We start from the raw sequence: 24,694 nt of genomic DNA on the forward strand, positions 1-24,694 counted from the left end.
ATTACTTGTCCTCGTCGTCCACAACCTCGTAGTCGGCGTCGACAACGTCATCGTCGGCAGGCTGGGCACCGGCGGCACCGTCGGTCTGCTGCTGAGCGTCGGCGTAGACAACCTGGGCCAGCTCGTAGGCCACGGACTGCAGGGACTCGCCGGCGGCCTTGATGGCCTCGACGTCAGAGCCCTCGAGCGCCTTCTTGGCGTCGGCGATAGCGGCCTCGGCCTTGGACTTCACATCAGCGGAAACCTTGTCGCCCAGCTCGTTGAGGGTCTGCTCGGTGGAGTAGCACAGGCTGTCGGTCTGGTTGCGGACCTCGACCTCTTCCTTCTGCTTCTTGTCCTCCTCGGCATGAGCCTCGGCGTCCTTGACCATACGATCGACTTCGTCGTCGGACAGAGCAGTGGAGCCGGAAATGGTGATCTGCTGCTCCTTGCCGGTGCCCTTGTCCTTAGCGGAGACCTTGACGATGCCGTTGGCGTCGATGTCGAAGGTAACCTCGATCTGCGGCACGCCGCGGCGGGCAGCCGGGATACCGGTCAGCTGGAACTTACCGAGCGACTTGTTGTCGCGGGCAAGCTCGCGCTCGCCCTGGAGCACGTTGATCTCGACGCTGGTCTGGTTGTCGGCAGCGGTGGAGTAGACCTCGGTCTTGGAGGTCGGGATCGTGGTGTTGCGGTCGATCATCTTGGTCATGATGCCGCCCATGGTCTCGACGCCCAGCGACAGCGGGGTAACGTCGAGCAGCAGGATGCCCTCGACGTCGCCGGTGAGCACGCCGCCCTGGACGGCAGCGCCGTCGGCAACGACCTCGTCGGGGTTCACGGACATGTTGGGCTGCTTGCCGGTCATGGTCTTGACGAGCTCCTGGACGGCGGGCATACGGGTGGAGCCGCCGACGAGGATGACCTCGGTCAGATCGGAGAGCTTAAGCTTGGCGTCGCGCAGGGCATTGGTTACAGGCTGCTTGCAGCGCTCGAGCAGGTCGCGGGTGATCTTCTCGAACTCGGCGCGGGTCAGCGTGTAGTTGAGGTGCAGCGGGCCGGACTGGTTCATGGTAATGAACGGCAGGTTGATGGTGGTCTGCTGGGCGGCGGAGAGCTCCTTCTTGGCGTTCTCGGCGGCCTCCTTCAGACGCTGCAGGGCCATGGGGTCCTGACGCAGGTCGACACCGTTCTCCTGCTGGAACTTATCGGCCATCCAGTCGATGACGCGCTGATCCCAGTCGTCGCCGCCCAGGTGGTTGTCGCCCGAGGTGGACAGAACCTCAAACACGCCGTCGGCGAGGTCGAGGATGGAGACGTCGAAGGTGCCGCCGCCCAGGTCGAAGACCAGGATGCGCTGGTCGGAGCCCTGCTTGTCCAGGCCATAGGCCAGAGCAGCAGCGGTCGGCTCGTTGACGATACGCTTGACGTTAAGGCCGGCGATCTTACCGGCGTCCTTGGTGGCCTGGCGCTGCGCGTCGTTGAAGTAGGCCGGGACGGTGATGACGGCGTCGGTGACGGTCTCGCCCAGGTATTTCTCGGCGTCGGCCTTCATCTTTGCGAGCACCATGGCGCTCACCTGCTCGGCGGTGTAATCCTTGCCCTCGATGTCGACGACGGCACGGCCACCCTGGCCCTCCTTGACCTCATACGGCACGGTCTTGAGCTCGGAGGTGCACTCGGAGTACTTGCGGCCCATAAAGCGCTTGATGGAGAACACGGTGTTCTTGGGGTTGGTGACCGCCTGGTTCTTAGCGGCCTTGCCCACGACGCGATCGCCGTCGGCACGGAAGCCCACGACGGACGGCGTGGTGCGGTCGCCCTCGGCGTTCACGATGATGGTCGGAGAACCGCCCTCGAGGACGGCCATAGCGGAGTTAGTAGTACCAAGGTCGATACCAAGAATCTTGCCCATTAGAAATTCCCTCTCTCTTTTGCGTTCGCGCCGCCTCGACGGTCTGTCACGCGGCGCTTCGGCTTGTCTTTCAGGATGTAGTGTATCCCCTTATGGGCCGGAATATACAAAATCTAAGTCAATTCATATAAGATTTCTTATTGCCGAGAGTTTAGGTTCTCAAATGCGCAGGTAGATACGCTGATTGAGTTCTCGGCAAATCTATCGAAATCTATGTAGAGATGGCTGAGGTTTGGACCGGAGCCACACGGAACGATCTTGGGGCACCCCCGAGGAAAGCGCGACCCGTTTTGAGCGCCGATTCCGGGATGCGCTTTCCAAAAGCGCGCTCAATAGCTCAATATTTCAAGTCACCTTTAGCTAACATTTGCGCAGCTCAACGGCCCCACCTGCGCGTTTTTTAGTAAACCTTGGCATACTCGGCGAACGGTATGAAGATGCCGGCCAGAGGGTATTGCAAACGGTCGCTCCCGTGGTATGTTTTTGCCCGAATCAAACCGGCGCGCATCGTCTGTAGCGTCGGTCAACAGAGAGGAAACTACCATGGCTCATCCCGTAATTGATGCCGACGAGTGCATCGCTTGTGGCGTTTGCGTCGACTCCTGCCCCGCTGGCGTTCTGGAGCTCCAGGACGTCGCTACCGTCGCTGACGAGGACTCCTGCGTCGCCTGTGGCGCTTGCCAGGACGCTTGCCCCGCTGGCGCGATCACCGAGATCGTCGAGGAGTAACAACTCCCCCACCTGCACACTCAAAAGTACACCGTGCACAAACAAAAAGGAGGCCTCCGCATCGCCGCGGAGGCCTCCTTTTGCATGTGTTCTAGGACAAATCATCCTCGTAGGGCATTAAATCGGCAAGGTAGCCCTTCTCCTTGAGCATGGCCTCGATCTCGTCGAGGGTTTGCTCATCCTCTGCCGCAATGCGATGGAAGTGGTAGCCGCTCGTCACCGTTAGTAGTGGAAAGCTCTTGCCGCTCTCGATATCGTGCAGGTAGCGCTCAACATCGCGACGATTGCGAATGTCCAAGTCGGCCGTGATCTTACCGTACACGCGGTGATTGACGATCACGTTGAGCACGGCGCCACCGGCGTCGACGATACTCGTGAGCTCATCGCCTGCCTGCTCCACGCTGTGGCGAACCTTGACCAAGCGCGTGGGCACGGCGGGGCTGCTGGGGGCCTCCTGTAGTACATAGCCGCGATTGGTGGCGACGATATCGTGCCCGTCAGCGCGCAGCAGGGCGATGTCCTGCACCACGACCTGACGGCTCACGCCCACCTCGCGGGCAAGCGCACTGCCCGAGACAGGATCTTTGGCCCCCTCGAGCACGGCCATGATGGCACGGCGACGCTCGCGGGCGTCCATTATTTACCGTCCAGCAGACGCAGGTGCTTGAGCGAGAGGTCGAGAATCGGCGCAGAGTGCGTCAACGCCCCCGAACTGATAAAGTCAACACCCAGGTCGGCCAGGGCACGAATGTTGTCGGCGTCTACGTTGCCCGAGCACTCGGTCTTAGCACGACCGGCGATAAGCTCAATCGCTGCAGCCATGTCGTCGTGGGTCATGTTGTCGAGCATGATGATATCGGCACCGGCCTCCACGGCCTCGCGTACCATGTCCAGGTTCTCGCACTCAATCTCGACCGTCGTGGTAAACGATGCGTGGGCGCGTGCCATCTCAATCGCACGCGTCACACCACCGGCGGCGTCAATATGGTTGTCCTTGAGCATGACGGCCGTCGACAGGTTGTAGCGATGGTTGCTGCCACCGCCGATCTCGACTGCTGCCTTCTCGAAGACGCGCATGCCCGGCGTGGTCTTGCGCGTGTCGACAAGCACGGTCTTGGTGCCCTCGAGCGCGGCCGCCATCCGATGCGTGTAAGTAGCGATGCCGCTCATGCGCTGCAGGTAGTTGAGCGCCACGCGCTCGCCCGAAAGCAATACGCGCGCATCGCCGCGCACCTGGCCCACGTGGTCACCGGCGTGCACCTCGTCGCCGTCCGCGACATCGAACAACACGGAGCTCTGCGGATCCAGCAGCTCAAAAGTGCGAGCGAACACATCCAAGCCGGCGATGATGCCATCGGCCTTGGCGATGAGCTCAACGGTAGCGGGGCGCGCCGTAGGGCACACGCTCGCCGTACTCACGTCCTCAAACGTGATGTCCTCGCGCAGAGCCTGCAAAATCAGATCATCGACGACGAGCTTCATGGTAATGGGATTCATGGTCTACTCCTCCACGGCCTGCGTGCCGGCCGCACGGGCCAAATCATCGATTGCAAGGGTCTCGGCGCCCAGGGCGCGATGACGCCCGTCAAGCGCGGGCTCGCCCGCCTGCTCCACGGCGAGCGACTCGCCGGTGCGCATGCACCAGGCGGCACGGCGGCCCCAAACCAGGGACTCGAGCAGGCTGTTGGAAGCCAGGCGATTCTTGCCGTGAACGCCGTTGCAGGCCGTCTCGCCCGCGGCGTAGAGCTCGGGCATCGAGGTGCGGCCGTCCTTATCGACCCATACGCCACCCATAAAGTAGTGCTGCGTGGGCGTAACGGGGATGGGCTCGTCCAAGATGTCGCGGCCGTCCTCCAGGCAGCGCGCGCGAATGTTGGCAAAGTGCCCGGTCACCACATCGCGCTCGACGGGGGCAAAACTCAGCCACTCGTGCTCGGTACCGTCCTGCTTCATCTGCTCGCGAATAGCGGCAGCGACCACATCGCGCGGCTGAAGCTCGTCGGTAAAGCGCTCGCCGGCGGCGTTGAGCAAAATCGCGCCCTCGCCGCGGCAGCTCTCGCTGATCAGGAAGGTGCGACCCGGCTGCGGCGAGAACAGCCCCGTGGGGTGAATCTGCACGTAGTCCAGGTGCTCCATCTTAATGCCATGCTCCTGAGCGATGTAGCATGCATCGCCCGTGAGCTGCGGGTAGTTAGTCGAATGGTCGTACACGCCGCCGATACCGCCTGTCGCCCACAGCGTGCGGCGGGCATGAATCTTAAACGGCTCGCCGGCATGCACGCCCTCGGCGGCATTTGCCAGCTCGTCGGCGGGACGAACCGAGTTGTCCTCGTCCACGGAAACGGCGACGACACCGACACACACCGTGACGCCGTCACGCTCGCCCGTCAGGATGTCGGTCATGGCCACGTGCTCCAAAATCTGCACGTTATCCAGCTTGCGAACGGCCTGGAGCAGCTTGGTCGTGATCTCCTTGCCCGTAATGTCGGCATGGAAGGCAATACGCGGACGGCTGTGCGCGCCCTCGCGGGTAAAGTTGAGGCTGCCGTCGGCCTTGCGCTCAAAATCCACGCCCATCGCTAGCAGGTCGTTGATGACCGAACGGCTCGAACGGATCATGATGTCGACGCTCTCGCGGCGATTCTCGTAGTGGCCGGCGTGCATGGTGTCCTCAAAGAAGGCATCGTAGTCCGAGCCCTCGGGCAGTACGCAGATACCGCCCTGCGCGAGCATCGAATCGCACTCGTCGACAGCGCCCTTGGAGAGCATGATCACGCGCGTGCTCGTCGGCAGATTGAGGGCCGCGTACAGGCCCGCCACGCCACAGCCGGCAATGACGACGTCGCACTCCATGTCGGGGTATTGTTTGGTTTCCACAGGAATCCTCTCCCTTGTAATGTGACATGCGGGACTGTCCCTCATGTCACATTGTTCTAGCGCGCTGCGTACTCGAGCATACGGTCGAGCGTGAGCTTGGCCTGGTCTGCCGCCTCGTCCGAGACGCCGATCTGCACCTCGCCCTCGCCCGTCTCCAGGCAGCGCACGAGCTTTTCGAGCGTGATGAGGTCCATGTTGACGCAGGTGGGCTGCACCGCGGGGAAGTGGAACTTCTTGCCGGTGCCCTGGCAGCGGCGCTCGAGCTCGTAGAGCACGCCGCGGACCGTCACGATAATGAACTCGCTGGCGTCGGACTCCTCGGCATACTTGATGATGCCGGCGGTGGAGCCGATGTAGTCGGCCTCGGCCAGGACGTCGGCCTTGCACTCAGGATGCGCCAGCACGAGCGCGTCGGGGTGGGCCTCCGTCGCGTCGACGATCTGCTCGACGGTGATGATGTGATGGCGCGGGCAGTAGCCGTTGTTGAGGATGACGTGCTTTTGCGGCACCTGCTCGGCTACGAAGCGGCCCAGGTTTTGGTCGGGGATGAACAGGACGTGCTGCTGCGGCAGCTCGGACACGATCTTGACGGCGTTGGAGCTGGTGACGCACACGTCGCTCCAGCTCTTGATCTCGACCGTGGAGTTGACGTAGCAGACCACGGCAAGGTCGTCACCGTACTCGGCGCGCGCCGCGTCGACCGTCTCGCGCTTGACCATGTGAGCCATGGGGCAGTCCGCGCCCGGCTCGGGCAGCAGCACGGTCTTGGTGGGGTTGAGCAGCTTGGCACTCTCGCCCATAAACTCCACGCCGCACAGCACGATAGTCTGCTGCGGCAGGCTCTTGGCGAGTTTTGCCAGGTAGAAACTGTCGCCGACGTAATCGGCAACGGCTTGGACCTCGGGCGCCACATAGTAGTGCGCCAGGATTACCGCGTCACGTTGGGCTTTTAGTTGCTGAATGGCCTCGACGAGCTCTGCGGGCACCAGTGCCGCGCGCTCCGTTGCCGTCGTTGCCGATGCTAGGCCGGCCGCGATATCGCGTGCAAGCTCCGATGCATCCATGTTCGCGCTCTGTGCCATCAAGGCCCCTCTCTTTTGGCGAATCTTGGGGCTTTAGTATGACACCTAGGTTTACAGCTGACAAGACAGCTGTAAACCTAGGTGTAAAGTTGAAATAAAGATTCAATCATGCGGCAGGTCCATTTTCGAACTGGCAAGCTGAGGACAGCCGAAAATGGACCCGCCCCATGATTCGGGCAGCCCGTTTTGTCCTGGACCAAGGGGCAGTGGTCAAAAAGGGCCAAATATGAGTACTGTCACCAAATTAGTAGCATCGATTTTCCGGTCCAGAGCAGCAAAATCGCCTTGTTTGGAGCCCGATCGCGACTCTGAAGAACGAAAATCGATGCACTTTTGGCCTCTGGCACCGATTTTTGAGGCCATTTGGCTGCCACCAAACTGGTAACAGTACTCATATTTGGCCTTTTTTGACCACCGGGTTTCCGGCAAACCCCAAAAGCGGGTCCGGATCGCTCGATCCGGACCCGCTGGGGGTAGCGAGCACAATCGAGGTGTAAGAAGCAAGAGAGGGCCATCGCCTAGAATCGTCAGCGCCTAGATATTCAACGAGAGGAAAGACAGTGGTCCGCAGCGACATGCTACCCCAGCCGGACCGGGGGCTCGGCCTCGACCGGCCCCAGACCGAGGCATTTCACCGACGAGTTCAAGAGGAAGATAGTCGATCTCCACAACGCCGGAAAGCCCAGGCGCGAGGCCATGGACGAGTGCGACCTCGACAAGAGCACCGTGGAGAGGCGGGGCAAGTCGATAAACGAGACCGGCTCGCCGCGCGCCGCCGACAACCGCACGCCCGAGTAGAACCGGATCCTGGAGCCCGAGCGCGAGAACCGCAGGCTCCGGATGGAGGTCGACGTCTTAAGACGAGCGGCGCCAGCATACGCTCGGAAGTCAGGGCCATGGCGGCCAACGGGGGGGCCGCTGCCCCATATCGGCGCAGCGCTGGCATCGAGGCCTTCTGACCTGTGTCAAGATTTCGGACACGCAAGCTCGAGGAATCAAGCGGCCATAGGCATGGCCTCGGGCTTGGGCTCGGTTCTCTCGAAGAAGGCCGCCATGGCCTCGGCCGGCACCTTGTAGCCGATCGTCGAGCGGGGCCTTCGGCGGTTGTAGTACGCCTCGATGAACTCGACCACCGCGTGCTTGGCGGAATCCCTGGTCGGGAAGCTGCGCCTGTAGTACATCTCGTTCTTCAGCGTGGCGAGGAACGACTCGGCCACCGCGTTGTCGTGGCAGTTGCCGGTGCGGCTGCAGGACAGCCGCACGTCGTTGTCGCGCGCCCATTCGGCCAGAAGCCTGCTGGTGTACTGGGCGCCGCGGTCGGCGTGGAATATCGCGTTGCCGGCCACGTAGCCGCGCGATTTGGCCGACGCCAGCGCCGAAACCACGATGTCGGCGGCCATGCGCTCGGAGAGCGACCAGCCCACCACCATGCGGGTGTTGAGGTCGATGACCGTCGACAGGTACAGCCATCCCTCGCCGGTGCGCAGGTAGGTGATGTCGCCCACGAGCTTGTAGGTTGGAACGGGACTGGTGAAGTCGCGGCTCACCAGGTCGGGCCGGGGCCTGGCCTTCGGGTCGGGGATGGTGGTGCGCTTCCTGGCGTTGGGCGTGCAGCCGCGTATTCCCAGCTCGTGCATCAGCTTGCGCACCCTGTACAGGGTCAATCCGGAGAACTCGCCGGGCAGGAAGCATTTCACGAACCGGAAGCCGAACCTGCGGTCCGACTCCAGCCACACGCGCCGGACCGCCTCGCGCTCGGCCGACCAGTTTTCTCGCGGGCAGCCGTTGGAGAGCCACGAGTAGAAGCCCGATCGGCTCACGCCGAGCACGCGGGCCATCATTTTCACCGGGAATTCGGCCTTCTCCGCCAACATCATCCGGTAGCATGCGGCTACGCCTGGCTTTTGGCGAAGAAGGCCGCGGCTTTTTTCAAGAAGGCGTTCTCCATCTCGAGCTCGCGTATGCGCCTTTTCGCCTCGCGAAGCTCGCGGTCCTCGGCCTTGGGGTCGGGCCCGCCGGCAAGCTCGCGCCGGCGGTTCTGCACCCACTTGTTCACGGTCTTGGAATTCAGGCCCAGTTCTGCGCAGCATTCCGTTATCGGCCTGCCCGTCGAGATGATGTAGTCGGCGGTCTCGCGCCTGAACTCGTCGGTGTACTTGGCGGCTGGGTTGGACATAGCATACCGTCCTCTCGGTCGTCGATGAATGCATTCTAAAGGATTGGGCCTCTAGCATGCGTGTCCGAAAAGACGATACAGGTCAGACAACCCAATCAGACGTCGTCTCGAGCGCGTCCTCTGCACGGTCGAGCGTGCTTCTGGCCTTGGCACCCTGTTTGAACCACGTGCGCAGGTCCTCGAGCGTGCTGCCCGCTGCATACACCTTGATTTTTCGACCGCCCTTCGTAGTCACCGTGCAGCGGTCGCCGCTCTCGCTGTCCTCGTGCGCCGTGACCTTCTTGAGGTAATCGCGGCGGAACGCCACGACGCGGGCATTGCTGATCTCGATGAACCAATCGTCGTCGACAAGCGAAGTGCCCGTGGCACCTCGACTTGCCATCTCCTCGGCGAAGGAGAAACCGAGTTCGCGCTCCTGCCTGCCGATCTCGTAGATACCACGGGCGGGCATGCTGAGCATAAGCAGGGGCAGGAGTCCCCCTATGAACAGGAAGAGGAACGGAACGAGCAAGAGCAAGCGGGCTCCGGCATCGGTGAAAACAGCCATGAAGGCGATCACGAGCGAGAAGACGAGCGCCATGCCGTTGAAAACAATCGTCAACGGCTTGACGGCAGACCAACACAGGCCCGCCTTGGTCATGGGACCGTCGACGGCGTCCGAGACTTCGATGCCCTCTTCCTCCAGACGGGCGAGGAGGTTGAGCGAGCACACCCCCTCGAGGCTTATCGAGCAGAACTTTCGATCGCCCTCGAACAGGTCGATCCTCATCATCTGCGTGTGAAGCGTTGCATGGGTGATGTTGCCGAACGTCGTCTCCTTGCGGATGCCGAAGGCGTTACGCGAGAGAATTCGTTCACCGTCCACGTCGATGCGCGGGATGCTCAGCAGGGCCCAGATGGCCATGCCCGCAAGTGCCATGGCGTGGCCGAACCACACAAGCTCGTGGCCCCACTCGCCCAGCGAAACGCCCTGCCAGACGTAAACACCCAACATGAGCAGCTCGAACGCGACCGCGCAGCAGGCGATGATCGTGCGGATGGCAGCGGGCATGCGCACCGTGAAGCGATCGAGGCTGTCCGTCGCCTCACTGCGCTCACGCGCGCCGCGACGGGCGACCCATGCAGTGAGCGGACCGACGATGAACACCACCATCGCCACGCGCAGGAACGATTCGAGTATGTCGCCCATATTAACCACCATCCCAATAGAAAACGTGAATTTGGGAGACTATAGCAGAGCGAAGCGATCTGCACGGCATCGTCCGGGTGTTTTCGGCATACGGTGGAAACCAGCGGCAGCGGACGTTGAGAACTCACCCAAAAGACGCGATTCGACCGAAGCGATTCTTCTTGACTTGGTCTCAATGTGATGCGACATGCGCCACTACCTGCGCGGTCTAGCGGCCCTGATCGAAGAGGGTCACACCGATGAGGCACTCGAGCGCATCGACGCGCTCTGCGAGACCAACGACCGCACCGCCGTGCGCCGCTACTGCGCCAACGAAACGGTCAACATTGCGCTCTCGTCGCTTTCCGCGGACATCAACGCGCACGGCATCACCGCCGACCTGCACGCCGCCGTGCCCGAAACCGTCCACGTGGGCGATGTCGATCTATTCAGTGTGGTATCGAACGCCCTGGACAATGCCATCGCCGCGGCGAGCGCCGCCCCCGAAGGCAAGCGGTTTGTCGACCTGGACCTTCGCTACGAAGACGGTCAGCTTCTATTGCTGGTTTCCAACACGTTTGGCCGTGCGCCGCACATGGTCGACGGCATGCCCGTGACTCAGCACACTGGGCACGGCTTTGGCACCAAGAGCATTATGCTTGCCGTCGAGCGCATGAACGGCAACTGCCAGTTCCGCATTAATGGCGACCGGTTTGAGCTGCGCGCCGTGATGTAGGGGCTGCCGCCAACCTCGCTACAGCGGTGCAGCCGCCGGGGTCAGCTGCTTAATGTAGGCCCACATGCGCTGCTTGGCGGCCTTGTCGGTGAGCGCCGCCTCAAAACCGTCGAGCGCCAGCACGCGGCGCCCCTGCACATGGGCGACCAGGCCGGGCTTGAGCATGGCGGTGTCAAAGTCATCAATTGCCACAAGCATATCGGCATAGGTCTCGCGCATGACATCGGCCGCACTGTTGTCCAGCAGCAGCACCGCCTCGGGGTCCAAGGTCTCCAGCGCCTCGCGGAACAGGTCGCACGTCAGGGCCTCGCCCGCCGCGACCGCTCCGTCGCCCGGGCCGGCGACGCTTGCCAGCACACAAAAATCCTCGGGGGCATATCCGATGGCACCGAGCGCCTTGCGCAACGCGGCGCCATCCGCGCCGGCGGCCAGCTCGCCGCCCGAGCACTCGGCTTCATCCAAATCGCCTTTGACCAGCACAATCGGCGAGCACGCGTTGCCCGCGATGCGCACACCGCGATCTGCAAGCGACGCGAGCTCCTGCTCGGTCGCCTGAGCGATGGCTTCTTTTTTCTGGCTTTGTGACGTGGGCATGCGCTCTCCAATCGTTTGCGTGCCCACCATTATATAAAAGAGCCGCCCGCGAGTGGTTGCTTTGCGGGCCGCTGGGTATAAGCACGGTCGTACTGAGTTTTACGCGGCCGAGCCGCGTCGTATTATGGAGGTCACCATGGCTGACATTAAGCAGATTACCCCCGAGAACTTCGGCGCTGTCGTCAACGATAGCCTGCCCGTACTGGTTGATTTTTGGGCCCCGTGGTGCGGCCCCTGCCGCTCGCTCTCGCCCATCGTAGACGAGGTTGCCGACGAGCTGGCCGGCAAGTTGGCTGTGGCCAAGTGCAACGTCGACGACAACCAGGACCTGGCCATGAAGTTTGGCGTCATGAGCATCCCCACGCTGATCGTCTTTAAGAACGGCGAGGAGGTCGACCGCTCGGTTGGCGCCCTACCCAAGGCAAGACTTCAGGCACTGCTGGAGAAACATCTGTAATACGCTTGTTACCCATCTGCCGTCCATGAGCGGTTTCGCACCGCTCGCCGGAGTGCCAAACGCAAGGTATGCGACCACGGATAGTATGGTAGATACAAACAGCCCCCAGTGAACGGGTGCGGGTCAGACGGACTCGCACCCGTTTTCTTATGCGGCGGCGCTCAAGGCGGGCGTAGTAGAATCTGAACCACCATATCGCCCCGTACAAAAGGAGATTCCCATGCATGACGTCGGAATGAACATGAGCCAGCTTGCCATGAGCGTCAAGCAGGTCGACGACACCATTGAGCTCGCTCACGAGTGGAGCCATCAGCTGCTGCATGCGACCGAGAACTTTGATATGGAGCGCATTGGCGCCAAGCTCGAAGCCGCCATGTCTGCGCTGCACGAGGCACACGATGCGCTCGAGGGCTACGAGGAGGCCATCGAGGCCGACCATAACTCTGTTGGCTCCGTAAAGCTGGTGTAGCGTGGCCGAGCACGAGCACGCGCACAATCACGGTGCGGACGACGATGCGAGCTGCCGCTGCAGCGGCTCCAGCTCCGAGCTGGTCCGCTTTTCGGTCACCGCGCCCGACGACCTGCTGCGCCGCTTTGACGAGCAGATCGCGCGCCGCGGTGACGTGGCTAACCGATCCGAGGCCGTACGCGATCTGATTCGCGCCTCGATCGCCAAGGAGCAGATGCGCACGCCCGACGAGCAGGTCATCGGTTCGCTCACCATGATCTATGACCACCATACCGGCGATCTGACGCGCCGTCTGGACGAGGTGCAGCACGACTATACCGACGAGATCGTCTCTACCATGCACGTGCATCTGGACCACCACAACTGCCTGGAGATTCTGGCGCTCAAGGGTCGCGGCGAGCGTGTCTACGAGCTGGCGGACCGGTTGCTGGGGCTGCGCGGCGTAAAGCACGGCGAGCTCACCTGCGCCGCCACCAAGCAAAGCCTGGGGCTGTAACGGGATTTCCCGCAGCGCACCTGCCAAAAAGGGACAGGTTTCAACGAAGGAGGGTCGCATGCGACATGTGCATATCCATGTAACGGGCATTGTGCAGGGCGTCGGCATGCGGCCATTTGTGTATCGCGAGGCTATGGCGCATGGCATTTGCGGCTGGGTGCTCAACGCGGGCGATGGCGTACACATCGAGGCGCATGCTTCGGTCGAGGCACTCGACGGCTTTGTCGCCGCGCTGTCGGAGCACGCGCCTGCCGCGGCCCGCGTTGAGCATGTCGCTGTTGCAGACCTGGAGCCCGATGCTTGGGATGCCGACGATGAGCAGGCCTTTCGTATCGTAGCGTCGCGGGATCAGACCATGCACACGACGCTCGTCTCCCCCGATATCGCCACCTGTGACGACTGCCTGCGCGAACTGTTCGACCCCGCCGACCGACGCTATCACTACCCCTTTATCAACTGCACCAACTGCGGGCCGCGCTTTACCATCATCCGGTCGCTGCCTTATGACCGAGCGGCCACGTCGATGGATTGCTTTCCTATGTGCCCCGAGTGCGCCGCAGAGTATGGCGACCCGCTTGACCGGCGCTTTCATGCGCAGCCCAATGCCTGCTTTGACTGCGGGCCACATATTACCTGGCGCGAAGCGGACCACGGTGTTGTGCCAACGGCGGTCGACGCAACACCAGCCGTCGGCTCCACGCGCGAGGCCAGCGATGCCATCATCGAACGCTGCATCGAGCTGCTGGCAGGCGGCGGTATTGTCGCCATCAAGGGCCTGGGCGGATTCCATCTGGCCTGCAACGCTGCCAATGAGCAGGCGGTGGTCGAGCTGCGCCGTCGCAAGCGCCGCAGTAACAAACCGCTTGCCGTTATGGTGCGCAGCCTTGCCGATACTGAACGCCTGTGCCATGTCGATGATGCCGAGCGCAGCTTGCTAACCGGTAGCATCCGCCCCATCGTGCTGCTGCGCCGCCGTGCTGTTGGCGAGGGAGATTCCCCCGACGGCCTTACACTCGCGCCATCCGTCGCACACGATCTACCCGAGCTCGGCGTCATGCTCCCCTATACACCGCTTCAGCATCTGCTGCTTGCAGCTGCCGCGTCGCACGACATGCACGCGCTGGTCATGACCAGCGGAAACCTGAGCGAGGAACCTATCGAGACCGACGATGCCCTTGCATGGGAACATCTTGTTGCCGCCGGCATCGCCGACGCGCTACTTGGCAACGACCGTGCGATTCTCTCACGCTACGACGACTCCGTGGTACGTGTGGTCGACGGCACCGTCATGCCTGTGCGTCGCGCACGCGGATATGCGCCGCAACCGTTGTCGTTGCCGACGCTCGACGGCACTGCACCCTGCGTGCTCGCCTGCGGGCCGCAGCAAAAAGCCACGATCGCGCTCACGCGCGAGGACGCCGACGGCCATGTGGCCTGTTTTGTGTCGCAGCATATCGGCGATGTCGAAAACGGCGCGACCTTCGATGCTTGGAGCGCCGCCCGCGCACGTCTAGAAAACCTCTTTGGCCTGACGCCTGTCGCCCTGGCATGCGACATGCACCCCAGCTATCTGTCAAGCCAGTGGGCGCGTGAGCGGGCACGGGAGCACGATCTGCCGCTTATCGAACTCCAGCATCATCATGCTCACATCGCGAGCGTAATGGCGGAGGCGATTGTCGCTGGCCGGCTTGCGCCCGATGCGCGCGTCCTCGGTATTGCCTTCGATGGTACGGGTGCCGGCACCGACGGCACCATATGGGGCGGTGAGTTTCTTATCGCCGGCCTTGCCGATTTTGAACGCGCCGCGCACCTGCGCACCTGGGCGCTGCCAGGCGGAGCCGCATCCGTGCGCGATGCCCGGCGCAATGCCTTTGCCCTGCTGAGCGAGCTCGGCCTGCGCGAGCATCCGGGTGCCGCGGGGCTATTGGGCACCCTCGACGAGCAAACACGCAGCGTGACAGCCACCATGATCGAGCGCGGCATCAACAGCCCGCGTACCAGCAGCATGGGGCGTCTTTTTGATGCCGCGGCAGCTATTCTGGGCATCTGCGACAAGGCAACCTACGAGGGCGAACCCGCCATAGAACTCGAAGCCGCCGCCTGGCGCGCGCTTGACGGTAAGCCCGTTCGTCTCGACGGCAATCATACAGGCGTATTCACGTCTGCCGACGACTCCCCCATCTTGGACCCCCAACCGCTCATCGAAGCTCTTCTGAATGGAATCGAGGCAGGCGTGCCGGCCGACCGGCTCGCCCTCGGGTTTCACATCGCCATTACGCACGCTACGACCCACATCGCACGCGAAATCTGTGCGCGCGAAGGCCTTGATACCGTCGCGCTCTCGGGCGGCGTGTTCATGAACCGGCTTTTGCTTCAGCTCCTTACCCACGAACTCAAAGACGCCGGTCTTGCCGTCTTGGTCCCCCACGCTGTACCCGCCAACGACGGCTGCATCGCCTACGGTCAGGCCGCCATCGCTCGCGCTCGCCTCGCGCAGAAGGCGTTGCGATAGGCTGTTTTGCCAGCCTGTGCGCCGCCGTCTCACAGGTGTAACGCGTTTGCTCGTGACTCCCGCGAGCGCTACCATCAACTGATGGGTAATTAGGCGCCTATCCAGCGCAAAACGTATAAAAGGGGAACATTATGTGCCTTGCCGTTCCCGGTAAAGTGGTCAAACGCGACGACGACCTTAAGGCGACCGTCGACATGATGGGCATCGAGCGCCCCGTTTCGCTGCGCCTCGTGCCGACGGCACAGGTAGGCGACTATATTCTCGTGCACGCCGGCTTTGGCATTCAGATTGTCGACGAGCAGGAAGCCCAAGAGACACTCGAGCTCGTCAATACCATGACCGAACTGGTCGAAGAAGACCAGCTTGCCACCAACCCGGCCGAGGCATACTAGTGGCGGCCGAGCAGCCGGCGCGCTCCGGTATCGACTTCTCGGCATTCCGCGATCCCAAGCTGGCTCGCGAGCTCATCGAGCGCATTCATAAGGTTGCCGGCGACCGCGCCATCAACCTTATGGAAGTCTGCGGCACGCATACCGTGAGTATCGGGCGCTATGGCTTTCGCTCCATTATGCCTGTCGGGCTCAAACTGCTAAGCGGTCCGGGTTGCCCCGTCTGCGTTACCGCCAACCGCGACATCGATCACGCAATCGCGCTTTCCAACATGGACGGCGCCATCATCACCACCTTTGGCGACATGATGCGCGTGCCCGGATCGTCCACCTCGCTTGCCGCGCAAAAGGCGGCGGGGCGCGACATCCGCATCGTCTACTCTCCGCTCGACGCACTCGACATTGCCGAGCAAAATCCCGAACGCCCGGTCATCTTTATGGGTGTCGGCTTTGAGACCACAACGCCCACCATTGCCGCCGCTATCCTGGAGGCCGACGCGCGCGGGCTCCAGAACTTCTCGGTCTACTGTGCTCACAAGACCACGCCGCCGGCTCTGCGTGCGATCTCCAACGACCCCGAGACGACCATCGACGGCTTTATCCTGCCTGGTCACGTCGCTACCATCACAGGCCTGGCACCCTTTGGGTTTTTGGTCGATGAGTTCGAGACCCCCGGCGTAGTCACCGGGTTTGAGCCGGTCGATATCTTGCAGGGCATCTGCATGCTGGTCCAGATGGCCGTCGAGAACAGGCCCGCGATCGACAACGCCTACCGCCGTGGCGTCAATGCAGACGGCAACCCCGTGGCGCGCCAGCTGGTCGAGCAGGTGTTTGAGCCATGCGACACCACGTGGCGCGGGCTGGGGCCGATTGCCAACTCGGGCCTTTCCATCCGCCCCGAGTTCTCGCGCTTTGATGCCCGCACTCGCTTTGACGTGCCCGTTGAGGCGACGGTCGAGCCGCGTGGGTGCCGCTGCGGCGACGTGCTGCGCGGGGCCATTACGCCGAGCAGCTGCCCGCTCTTTGGCCGCACCTGCACGCCCGAGCATCCCGTCGGCCCCTGCATGGTGAGCTCTGAAGGCAGCTGCGCGGCGTACTTTAGATACCGCGACTAGCCCGGACGCCCCCGCGTACCGGCACCACCCACGATTGGAGTTTTCGATATGTCCCGTAATGCCACCGATAGCACTGTCCTGCTGGGCCACGGCTCCGGCGGCCAGATGATGAAGCGCATTATCGATGAGGTCTTTCTGGATGCCTTTGGGTCGCCCGAGCTGCTCGCGGGCAACGATGCCGGCGTCGCTGCGCTGCCCGCAAGCGGGCGAATCGCCATGTCGACCGACAGCTTTGTGGTAACGCCGCAGTTCTTCCCCGGCGGCAATATCGGCCGCCTCGCCGTATGTGGAACCGTCAACGACGTCGCGACCTCGGGCGCCAACGTGCGCTATCTCTCATGCGGCTTTATCCTCGAAGAGGGCTATCCCATGGACAAGCTGCGCCAGATTGTGCAGACCATGGCCGAAACAGCGCGCGAGGCGGGCGTGTCCATAATCACCGGCGACACCAAGGTGGTCGAGCGTGGCGGTGCCGACGGCGTCTACATCAATACCGCCGGCGTGGGCGAGGTACCCGCAGGCGTGACGCTCAGCGGTGCCAACTGCCGGCCCGGCGACGCCATCCTGGTATCGGGTACGCTAGGCGACCACGGCATCGCCATCATGAGCCAACGCGAGGGCCTGGCGTTTTCGAGCACCATCGAAAGCGACGCCGCACCGCTCAATCATCTGATTGCCGACGTGCTCGCCGCCGCCCCCGACACCCGCTGCTTCCGCGACCCCACGCGCGGCGGGCTGGCATCCACGCTCAACGAGTTTGCCCAGGCCAGCGGCGTTGCCATGGAGATCGACGAGGATGCTGTGCCCGTGCGCCCCGACGTGCAGGCCGCCTGCGAGATGCTCGGCTACGATGTGCTGCAGGTGGCAAACGAGGGCAAGATGGTCGCCGTAGTGCCGGCCGAGCAGGCCGATGCCGCGCTGGCCGCCATGCGCGCCGCCCGCTACGGCGAGAACGCCGCCGTCATCGGTCGCGTGCTGCCGCTTGCCGAAAGCACTCGACCCGCCGTGCGCGTACGCACCGGCTGGGGATCGACCCGCATCCTCGACATGCTCGTAGGAGAGCAGCTGCCGAGAATTTGCTAGGGCGGAATTGCACGGCTGGCGCGATGTGGCTTGATATCCCTGGAGATGTTCAGATTCCGAGCACGCCCGACGCGGAAGCCCAGTATTATGGGGTGCGTTTTAAACCCAATGACGGGAGCTTTCATGGCAGCAGCTTTTTCCACCGTGATCTTTGACCTTGACGGCACCATCCTCAACACGCTCGAGGACCTGGCGGCCGCCGGCAACCACACCTGCGAGATGCACGGCTGGCCCACGTTTGCCATGGACGAGTACCGCTACAAGGTGGGAAACGGCATGCTTAAGCTGGTCGAGCGCTTTATGCCCGCCGAGTACGCGGGCGACGGCCGTATGTTTGAGCAGACGCTTGCCGAGTTTAGAGCTTATTACGGCGAGCACAAGGAAGACCACACCGCCCCCTACCCCGGCACGATTGAGATGCTCGACCGTCTGCGCACAGCGGGCGTTCAGCTTGCCGTGCTCACCAACAAGGATCATATTTCGGCAGCCCCGCTTATCGAGAAATACTTTGGTTCCGATCGCTTTGCGCTGGTACAGGGCCGTGTGGGCGCATTTCCGCCCAAGCCCGAGGCACCCGTCACGTTGCATGTGATGAAAGAGCTGGGCGCCGATCCGGCATCCACGCTCTATGTGGGCGATTCGAATGTCGATGTTCTGACCGGCCACAACGCCGGCCTTAAGAGCGCCGGCGTCAGCTGGGGCTTCCGCGGCCGCGCAGAGCTGGAGGCCGCCGGCGCCGACTACGTGGTAGATACGCAGGACGAACTCGCCGAGCTAATCTTGGGCGAGTAGCGAGCGACACCGCTTAACGCAGCTGCGACAATTCTTCCACGCGGAAAGTGCATACCGTTTTGGAGCAATATTCCGGGTCGCGGTTTCCGCAACCCGCCCCATCCGGAAACCGCGACCCGGAATTCGGGCAAAAACCGGGTCGCATTTTCCCGAGCATTTGATGCGGCGCTGATACAAGGAGTGTCCCCAACTGCCGGCAGAAAAGGAACGTCCCCAAGCACCGCCTTCCCAATGACTACTCCAGCGATGGTAACGTCACGGGTAGAGGACGGACAGCGAGCGACGTCCAGGACGAACAAGTTGACATGAAAAAGGCGAGGCATAGACCTTCTGGTCATGCCTCGCCTTTTGAATGACAAATTGTCGTCCTGGGCGGCGCGCAGCGTCGAGCAGTTGCGGCGTTTGGTAAAACGCCGCAACGAACTGCCACGTAACTCCCCTAGCTCATCATGGCATTCATCATCTCGTTGGTTGCGGAATCGTCGGCAGACCACTCGCCGTCGTCATTGCAGGAATACTTGAAGGTGACCTTGGTGTCCTTGGTCTTAGCAGCCTTGGTCACATCGACCATAACCTGACCGGCCATCTTGTACAGCTCGTCATCGGAAGGCATCGAATCGAGCGCGGCGACCTTCTCCTGATACTGGGTGGCAAAATCCTCAACGATCTGGTTCATGGACTTGCAGGTAATGGTGACCTCGGCAGTTGCGGTACCCTTGTCCTCGTCGACCGTCACGTCGCCGATCTTGTAGTCAAAGCCCTCGAGATAGCTCTTGGCGTACTCCTTGGGATCGATGCCCAGCTGCTCAAACTCGTCGCCCGAGGCCTCTTCCAGGCCGGCGAGGAAGTCGTCGCCACCGTTCTTGACCTCGTCAAACTGCGTCGTAAGATCCTCGGTGATGAGCTCCTCAACCGAAGGACCTCCGCAGCCGGAAAGCACAACCACGCACGCGACCAGAACAGCCATCAGGGGCGCAAGCAGCAGCTTCTTCTTCATGACATTCCTCCCAACAAGCGGCACCGCGCTTCCCGACGCGGTGCGCGTCGTAACAATAAGGCCATACTAGCCGATAACGAACACCCCCGGCAAAGCAAAGGCGCAGTCGGCTCGATTTAACGTCCGAACGGTTTACCGGTCCGCCCAACGCGCAATAAAACGTTCCGCCGCATTGCAATAAAAAAGGGCGGCCAGATAACCCGACCACCCCAAAACACCCTTATGTTGCCGCAGACTACTTGCGGACGACCTTGACGATGGCATCGCCAGCGGAGACAGCGGAGTCAGCCTCGACGGCGAGCTCGACGTCGGCGAACTCGGCGGTGTTGGACACAGCCACGACGACGCAGTCCTTGTAGCCGGCAGCGGCGATCTTGGCGCGGTCGATCTTGAGCATGGGCTGGCCAGCCTTAACGACATCGTCGGCCTTGACGAAGCCCTCGAAGCCGTCGCCGTTCATGTTGACGGTATCGACGCCAACGTGCACCAGAACCTCGATGCCGCTATCGGACTGCAGGCCCACGGCGTGACCCATGGTGACGGTCACCTTGCCGTCGCAGGGAGCGTAGACCAGATCGTCCTCGGGCCACACGGCGCAGCCCTTGCCCAGGACCTCGCCGCCAAAGACGGGATCGGGCACATCGGCCATCTTGATGACCTTGCCCTTGACGGGCGAGCACAGCACGTCGGCGCCGGCAGAAGCAGAGATGGAGGACGGAGCAGCGGCAGTCGCGGGCTCAGCCTTCTTCTTGAACATGTCAAACAGACCCATACGTTTTCTCCTCTTGATTAAGCGCAACGTTGTGCGCATGCCTATGGTGATTATAGTGCCAAATGGTTCAAATGCTAAGGTGGGGACTCGAATCGCGAGCCCATCCCAACGCTTTTCCCCGGTGGCACTCATATTGTCGATTAATCCAGGCCCTCGGCACCGTTGGACTTGATGATCTTCTGGTAGGCGTAGAAGCTGTCCTTGCGGCGGCGCTCGTAGGTACCGGTGCCGTCGTCGTACTTATCGACGTGGATGAAGCCATAGCGCTTGCGCATCTCGCCGGTGCCGGCGGACACCAGGTCGATGGGACCCCACCAGGTGTAGGCGATCAGGTCGACGCCGTCGGCAATGGCCTCGCCCATGGCCTTGATGTGGCTCTGCAAGTAGGCGATGCGGTACGGATCGTGGATGGAACCGTCCTCCTCGACCTCATCGTAGGCGCCCATGCCGTTCTCGACCACCATCAGCGGAATCTCGTAGCGGGCGTAAATCTCGTTGAGGGCGATGCGCAGGCCCAGCGGATCGATCTGCCAGCCCCAATCGGTGGACTCCAGATAGGGGTTCTTGCCGCCAAAGGTCATGTTGCCCTCGGTCATCTCGTGATCCCTGTGGGTGCCCACGGTGCCGGACATGTAGTAGCTAAAGGTGTAGAAATCGACCTTGCCGTCGGCGATATCCTGCAGGTCACCGTCCTCCATCACAAGCTCGACATCGTTCTCGGCCCAGAAGCGCTTGGCATAGAACGGATACTTGCCGCGCACCTGCACGTCGGAGCAGTACCAGTTCATGGTATTCATCTCCTGCTGCGTGGCGAACACGTCGGCCGGATCGCACGTGGCGGCATAGGAGAGGATGAAGCAGTCCATGTTGCCCATCTTAAACTGCGGATAGTGCTCGTGGGCATAGCGCACGACGCGGCCGCTGGCGACAAACTGGTGATGCAGGGCCTGCATACGGGCCTGCGGCGTGGTGTGGACCGCCGAAGCCGGGCCCTCAAAGCCCTGGATCATGCTGGTCCCAAAGAGGTTGCCCATGTCCTGGGTGCCGCAGTTGATCTCGTTGAAGGTGAGCCAGAACTTGACCTTGTCCTGATAGCGGTCGAAGACGGTCTGGCAGTACTTCTCAAAGAAGCCGATGAGCTCGCGGCTCGCCCAGCCGTTGTATTTCTCGACCAGGTGATAGGGCATCTCGTAGTGCGACAGGGTCACGAGCGGCTCGATATTGTGAGCGCGCAGGCAGTCGAAGACGCGGTCGTAAAAGGCGAGGCCGGCCTCGTTGGGCTCGGCGTCGTCGCCGTTGGGGAAGATGCGGCTCCAAGAGATGGACATGCGGAACATGTTGAAGCCCATCTCGGCGAACAGCGCGATGTCCTCCTCGTAGTGATGGTAGAAATCGATGCCGTCATGATTGGGGTAGAAGCGGTTAGGGTCGATGTCGATCGTGATCTGACGCGGCTCCTTGTAGCTGCCGCCCAAGAAATGGTCGTCGACCGAAGGACCGCGGCCGTCCACGTTCCAAGCGCCCTCAAACTGATTGGCGGCCGTGGCGCCACCCCAATAGAAACCCTCGGGGAACTTGATGTTTGCCATGAGCATCTCCTTTGCATTGCGGGTCGATAGGCCGAGTATCGCCCACGCACGCGACAGACAGGGGCAGGGGTGCCAAACCCGACACTTCTTTTCGCAGACGCGCGCTGCAACAGCGCTGCAGCTGAAACTTTTTGACACCGAAGGAGCGAAGACGATCCGCTCCGCGCTTACCGGCGGTATGCCGCGGGGGTGCAGCCATACTTGTCGTGAAACTTACGGTAGAAGAAGCTCATGTTTTCATAGCCCACCGCATGCGCAGCCGCCCCGGCCGTGGCGCCGCCGCACAGAAGCTCGGCCGCACGTACCAGGCGTCGCTCCTGCACAAGCTGCCTAAAGGTCTTGCCCACATGCCGCTTGAGGAGCGCCGTCGCATAATTAGGGCTCAAGCCAAACTCCGCCGCCATCCCCTCGAGGGAGCACGCGGCGAATTCGCGATCGATATAGCCGAGCATTCCCGTCACCAGGGCAGTGGGCCCCGCCGCGCCGTCCGCCGCGCCGCGCACCAGCTCGCGCTCGTAGCAATCCATGAGCTCGGCCAAAAACAGCTGAAACAGACGCAAGACGATCTCGGGACCGTTGGGGCTCGGGTCGTACAGCTCGCAGAGCATCTCCTGCATGTAGCGCCGAATCCGACGGCTCTCGCCGCAATGAAAACGGACATGGCCCCGATGGTCCGTCTCGCTGTTGAGCGCGTTGAACAAAAACCGCGAGACCGCGCTCTCGCGCGAGAGGCTCGACTCGAGACTCCGGCGCAAAAAAGAGCGTGAAACGGTCATGCTCAGCATGATGTCGTCCTCGCCGAGCGCCGCCACGGCATGAGGGCAAAGGGCGTCGAGCAAAAGCACCTCGTTGCGGCGCAACTCGAGCCTCTCCCCCGCCACCGTCTGCGGGCAGCGCCCGCGATACACATAGCTCATCTCCACGTAATCATGCACGTGCTCGGGAACTGCATTAAAGCGCGAGTTTTTCCTTATCGTCAGGCCGCGCGGCATGCCGGGCTGGGCATAGGCAAACCCTGGCTGCCCAATCTTGCGCACTGGGCATCCGTCGATTTCGACATGCTCGGTCATAATCGACCAATCAAATGCCATGCCGTCTTTATAAGCGATCTCACTGGCGCTCAGTTCGCTGAGCCTACGCTCGAGCTCGTCGATCTCCATGGCTTGCCAATCGTTGATTTAGTCATAGTTCGTCGTGATTCAGATATTAGCAGAACGCGCCGACGCGTCCATAATCTGTGCTATGCAGCAGATCGATCGAGCCAAGGAGGATCCATGACCGCGTACTATCAGCAGGTGCTCGAGGGCACATACGACAACCACGTGCTTCCGTTTTTGTGGATGAAGGGCGAGAGCCATAAGACCATTGCCGAGTATCTGGAAAAGATCGCCGGCGCCGACATCCACGAGGTCTGTCTCGAAAGCCGCCCACACCCCGATTTTTGCGGCGAGGGCTGGTGGCGCGACTTGCACTTTGTCATTGACGAGTGCAGGCAGCTGGGCCTTAAGCTCTGGATCTTGGACGACGCACACTTCCCCACGGGCTTTGCCAACGGCGCCGTCAAGGAGGCCGTGCCCGAGCTCCGCAAGATCGTGCTCACGCACCGCACGTTCGACATCGTGGGCCCCACGTCCGCCGCGAGCATCGCGCTCGCCAACATGCTCGACAAAACGGAGCGCTTCTACGGCGTGACATTTATGCAGGACGGCAGCCCCGTCGACGTCGCTTACCGAGTAATCGACGATGCAGACGGCAACCCCAGCCGCCTGGTCTTCGATGCACCTGCGGGCCTCACGCAGGCATGCGTGATGTTCACGAGCGGCAAGACCTCCTACAACGAGGACTACATCAATATGGTCGACCGCGCCTCGGTGGCGCAGCTCATCGATGCTGTCTACGAGCCGCATTTTGAGCATCTGGGCGATGAGTTTGGCAAGACGATCCTGGGCTTTTTCTCCGATGAGCCCGGATTTGCCAACGAGAAGGGCACCACGGGCCCCGATGGCATCTCGGACACGCTCATCGGCAAGGCCACCGCGCCCCTACCCTGGTCGGCCGAGCTTGAGCGTCGCCTACGCGCGGCACTGGGCGAGCGCTACCTGGCCGAGCTCCCGCACCTGTGGGACCGCGAGCCGGCCGGCGCGCACGTACGCCACGTCTATATGGACATCGCGAGCACCCTCTATAAGGAGTGCTTCTGCGACCAGCTCGGAGACTGGTGCCGCGCGCGCGGCGTGCAGTACATCGGCCACGTTATCGAGGACAAGGACTGCCACGCGCGCCTGGGCGTGGGCGCCGGGCACTACTTCCGCGCCGTGGGCGGTCAGGACATGGCGGGCGTCGACATCGTGATCAACCAGCTGGTACCCGGCATGGACCGCGGCCTTCACAGCTACGGACGCGGCGTGTGGGACCTCGAGTTCTATAACTACGTGCTGCCCAAGCTGGGCTCCTCGGCAGCGCACCTCGACCCCAAAAAGCAGGGGCGCTGCATGGCCGAGGTCTTTGGCGCATTTGGATGGCACGAAGGCCTACGCGAGATGAAGTGGATCGCCGATCATTTTTTGGTGCGCGGCGTCAATTGGTTTGTGCCGCATGCCTTTAGCATGGCCGCCTTCCCCGACTGGGACTGCCCGCCGCATTTCTATGCGCATGGCCAAAACCCCCAGTTTGCACACTTTGGGCAGCTCATGAGCTACATGAACCGTACGGCGAGCCTGCTGAGCGGCGGGGGCGCAACGACCCCCGGGGCGCTTCTCTTCCATGC

General features: G+C 62.2%; 23 protein-coding genes and 1 pseudogene. 11 read left to right on the forward strand and 13 right to left on the reverse strand.

Features of this window, described 5'->3' with window-relative positions:
- Position 1 precedes the first annotated feature (1 nt).
- On the reverse strand, positions 2-1,894 hold the full coding sequence (dnaK, locus tag DW037_RS04455) for a molecular chaperone DnaK (protein WP_117848336.1): 1,893 nt from the start codon (positions 1,892-1,894) through the stop codon (positions 2-4).
- 543 nt (positions 1,895-2,437) lie between these two features.
- On the opposite strand from dnaK, the gene DW037_RS04460 reads away from it, so the two are divergent.
- Entirely contained in the window at positions 2,438-2,623 is a 186-nt protein-coding gene (locus DW037_RS04460) for a DUF362 domain-containing protein (protein WP_006235216.1), read from the forward strand.
- A 91-nt stretch (positions 2,624-2,714) separates the two neighbouring features.
- Here the strand turns inward: DW037_RS04460 and DW037_RS04465 are convergent, their stop codons facing one another.
- From DW037_RS04465 to DW037_RS04495, 7 genes and pseudogenes are all read right to left on the reverse strand, one after another.
- Complete coding sequence (locus tag DW037_RS04465; RefSeq protein WP_117806538.1) at positions 2,715-3,260, reverse strand: transcription repressor NadR; 546 nt, start codon at positions 3,258-3,260, stop codon at positions 2,715-2,717.
- Positions 3,260-4,120 (reverse strand): carboxylating nicotinate-nucleotide diphosphorylase, encoded by an 861-nt coding sequence (gene nadC / locus DW037_RS04470; protein WP_117806539.1) that lies wholly within the window; start codon positions 4,118-4,120, stop codon positions 3,260-3,262. The genes DW037_RS04465 and nadC overlap by 1 nt, the downstream gene beginning before the upstream one ends.
- Before the next feature lie 3 nt (positions 4,121-4,123).
- Positions 4,124-5,500, reverse strand: coding sequence for an FAD-binding protein (locus tag DW037_RS04475; RefSeq protein WP_233540029.1), 1,377 nt, complete (start codon positions 5,498-5,500; stop codon positions 4,124-4,126).
- A gap of 56 nt (positions 5,501-5,556) precedes the next feature.
- Positions 5,557-6,582, reverse strand: a complete 1,026-nt coding sequence (gene nadA / locus DW037_RS04480; protein ID WP_117806540.1) for a quinolinate synthase NadA — start codon at positions 6,580-6,582, stop codon at positions 5,557-5,559.
- 995 nt (positions 6,583-7,577) lie between these two features.
- Positions 7,578-8,630 (reverse strand): IS3 family transposase, encoded by a 1,053-nt coding sequence (locus DW037_RS04490; protein ID WP_158571936.1) that lies wholly within the window; start codon positions 8,628-8,630, stop codon positions 7,578-7,580.
- Positions 8,531-8,758 (reverse strand): annotated as a pseudogene (locus DW037_RS10745) (transposase); the annotation flags it as partial. The gene DW037_RS04490 and the pseudogene DW037_RS10745, both read right to left, overlap by 100 nt.
- A gap of 82 nt (positions 8,759-8,840) precedes the next feature.
- Positions 8,841-9,947, reverse strand: a complete 1,107-nt coding sequence (locus DW037_RS04495; protein ID WP_233540030.1) for a hypothetical protein — start codon at positions 9,945-9,947, stop codon at positions 8,841-8,843.
- Between the two features lie 187 nt (positions 9,948-10,134).
- Between DW037_RS04495 and DW037_RS04500 the strand changes: the two genes are divergently transcribed.
- Positions 10,135-10,662, forward strand: coding sequence for a GHKL domain-containing protein (locus DW037_RS04500; RefSeq protein WP_117797306.1), 528 nt, complete (start codon positions 10,135-10,137; stop codon positions 10,660-10,662).
- Between the two features lie 18 nt (positions 10,663-10,680).
- Here the strand turns inward: DW037_RS04500 and DW037_RS04505 are convergent, their stop codons facing one another.
- Entirely contained in the window at positions 10,681-11,256 is a 576-nt protein-coding gene (locus tag DW037_RS04505) for a hypothetical protein (RefSeq protein ID WP_118372899.1), read from the reverse strand.
- Positions 11,257-11,392: 136 nt separating this feature from the next.
- Between DW037_RS04505 and trxA the strand changes: the two genes are divergently transcribed.
- From trxA to DW037_RS04545, 8 genes are all read left to right on the forward strand, one after another.
- Entirely contained in the window at positions 11,393-11,713 is a 321-nt protein-coding gene (trxA, locus tag DW037_RS04510) for a thioredoxin (RefSeq protein ID WP_117629728.1), read from the forward strand.
- Positions 11,714-11,933: 220 nt separating this feature from the next.
- Positions 11,934-12,182: a hypothetical protein gene (locus DW037_RS04515; RefSeq protein ID WP_117564540.1), complete on the forward strand. Its 249-nt coding sequence runs from the start codon at positions 11,934-11,936 to the stop codon at positions 12,180-12,182.
- Between the two features lies 1 nt (position 12,183).
- Positions 12,184-12,678 (forward strand): nickel-responsive transcriptional regulator NikR, encoded by a 495-nt coding sequence (gene nikR, locus DW037_RS04520; protein WP_118372900.1) that lies wholly within the window; start codon positions 12,184-12,186, stop codon positions 12,676-12,678.
- A 58-nt stretch (positions 12,679-12,736) separates the two neighbouring features.
- Positions 12,737-15,190, forward strand: coding sequence for a carbamoyltransferase HypF (gene hypF, locus DW037_RS04525; protein WP_118372901.1), 2,454 nt, complete (start codon positions 12,737-12,739; stop codon positions 15,188-15,190).
- Positions 15,191-15,321: 131 nt separating this feature from the next.
- The gene (locus DW037_RS04530) at positions 15,322-15,582 is read left to right on the forward strand and encodes a HypC/HybG/HupF family hydrogenase formation chaperone (RefSeq protein ID WP_118288916.1); all 261 of its coding nucleotides are present in this window, start codon (positions 15,322-15,324) and stop codon (positions 15,580-15,582) included.
- A complete protein-coding gene (hypD, locus tag DW037_RS04535) occupies positions 15,582-16,694 on the forward strand; it encodes a hydrogenase formation protein HypD (RefSeq protein ID WP_233542250.1) in 1,113 nt (370 codons plus the stop codon). Before DW037_RS04530 ends, hypD begins: the two co-directional genes overlap by 1 nt.
- Before the next feature lie 48 nt (positions 16,695-16,742).
- On the forward strand, positions 16,743-17,777 hold the full coding sequence (hypE, locus tag DW037_RS04540) for a hydrogenase expression/formation protein HypE (RefSeq protein ID WP_118372902.1): 1,035 nt from the start codon (positions 16,743-16,745) through the stop codon (positions 17,775-17,777).
- Between the two features lie 123 nt (positions 17,778-17,900).
- Positions 17,901-18,569, forward strand: a complete 669-nt coding sequence (locus DW037_RS04545) for an HAD family hydrolase (protein WP_233542255.1) — start codon at positions 17,901-17,903, stop codon at positions 18,567-18,569.
- Positions 18,570-19,008: 439 nt separating this feature from the next.
- Here the strand turns inward: DW037_RS04545 and DW037_RS04550 are convergent, their stop codons facing one another.
- The 4 genes from DW037_RS04550 to DW037_RS04565 form a co-directional block, all read right to left on the reverse strand.
- A complete protein-coding gene (locus DW037_RS04550; protein WP_117634513.1) occupies positions 19,009-19,566 on the reverse strand; it encodes a hypothetical protein in 558 nt (185 codons plus the stop codon).
- A gap of 235 nt (positions 19,567-19,801) precedes the next feature.
- The gene (locus DW037_RS04555) at positions 19,802-20,338 is read right to left on the reverse strand and encodes a PTS glucose transporter subunit IIA (RefSeq protein ID WP_117790320.1); all 537 of its coding nucleotides are present in this window, start codon (positions 20,336-20,338) and stop codon (positions 19,802-19,804) included.
- Positions 20,339-20,478: 140 nt separating this feature from the next.
- Positions 20,479-21,927, reverse strand: coding sequence for a glycoside hydrolase family 1 protein (locus tag DW037_RS04560; RefSeq protein WP_118372904.1), 1,449 nt, complete (start codon positions 21,925-21,927; stop codon positions 20,479-20,481).
- A gap of 167 nt (positions 21,928-22,094) precedes the next feature.
- Positions 22,095-23,087: a helix-turn-helix domain-containing protein gene (locus tag DW037_RS04565; protein ID WP_118372905.1), complete on the reverse strand. Its 993-nt coding sequence runs from the start codon at positions 23,085-23,087 to the stop codon at positions 22,095-22,097.
- A 114-nt stretch (positions 23,088-23,201) separates the two neighbouring features.
- Here DW037_RS04565 and DW037_RS10670 point away from each other — a divergent pair.
- Positions 23,202-24,694 (forward strand): hypothetical protein (locus tag DW037_RS10670; RefSeq protein WP_199578314.1); only part of this gene is annotated, 1,493 nt, incomplete at its 3' end.

Source organism: Collinsella sp. AF39-11AT (assembly GCF_003474585.1).
Classification (GTDB): domain Bacteria; phylum Actinomycetota; class Coriobacteriia; order Coriobacteriales; family Coriobacteriaceae; genus Collinsella.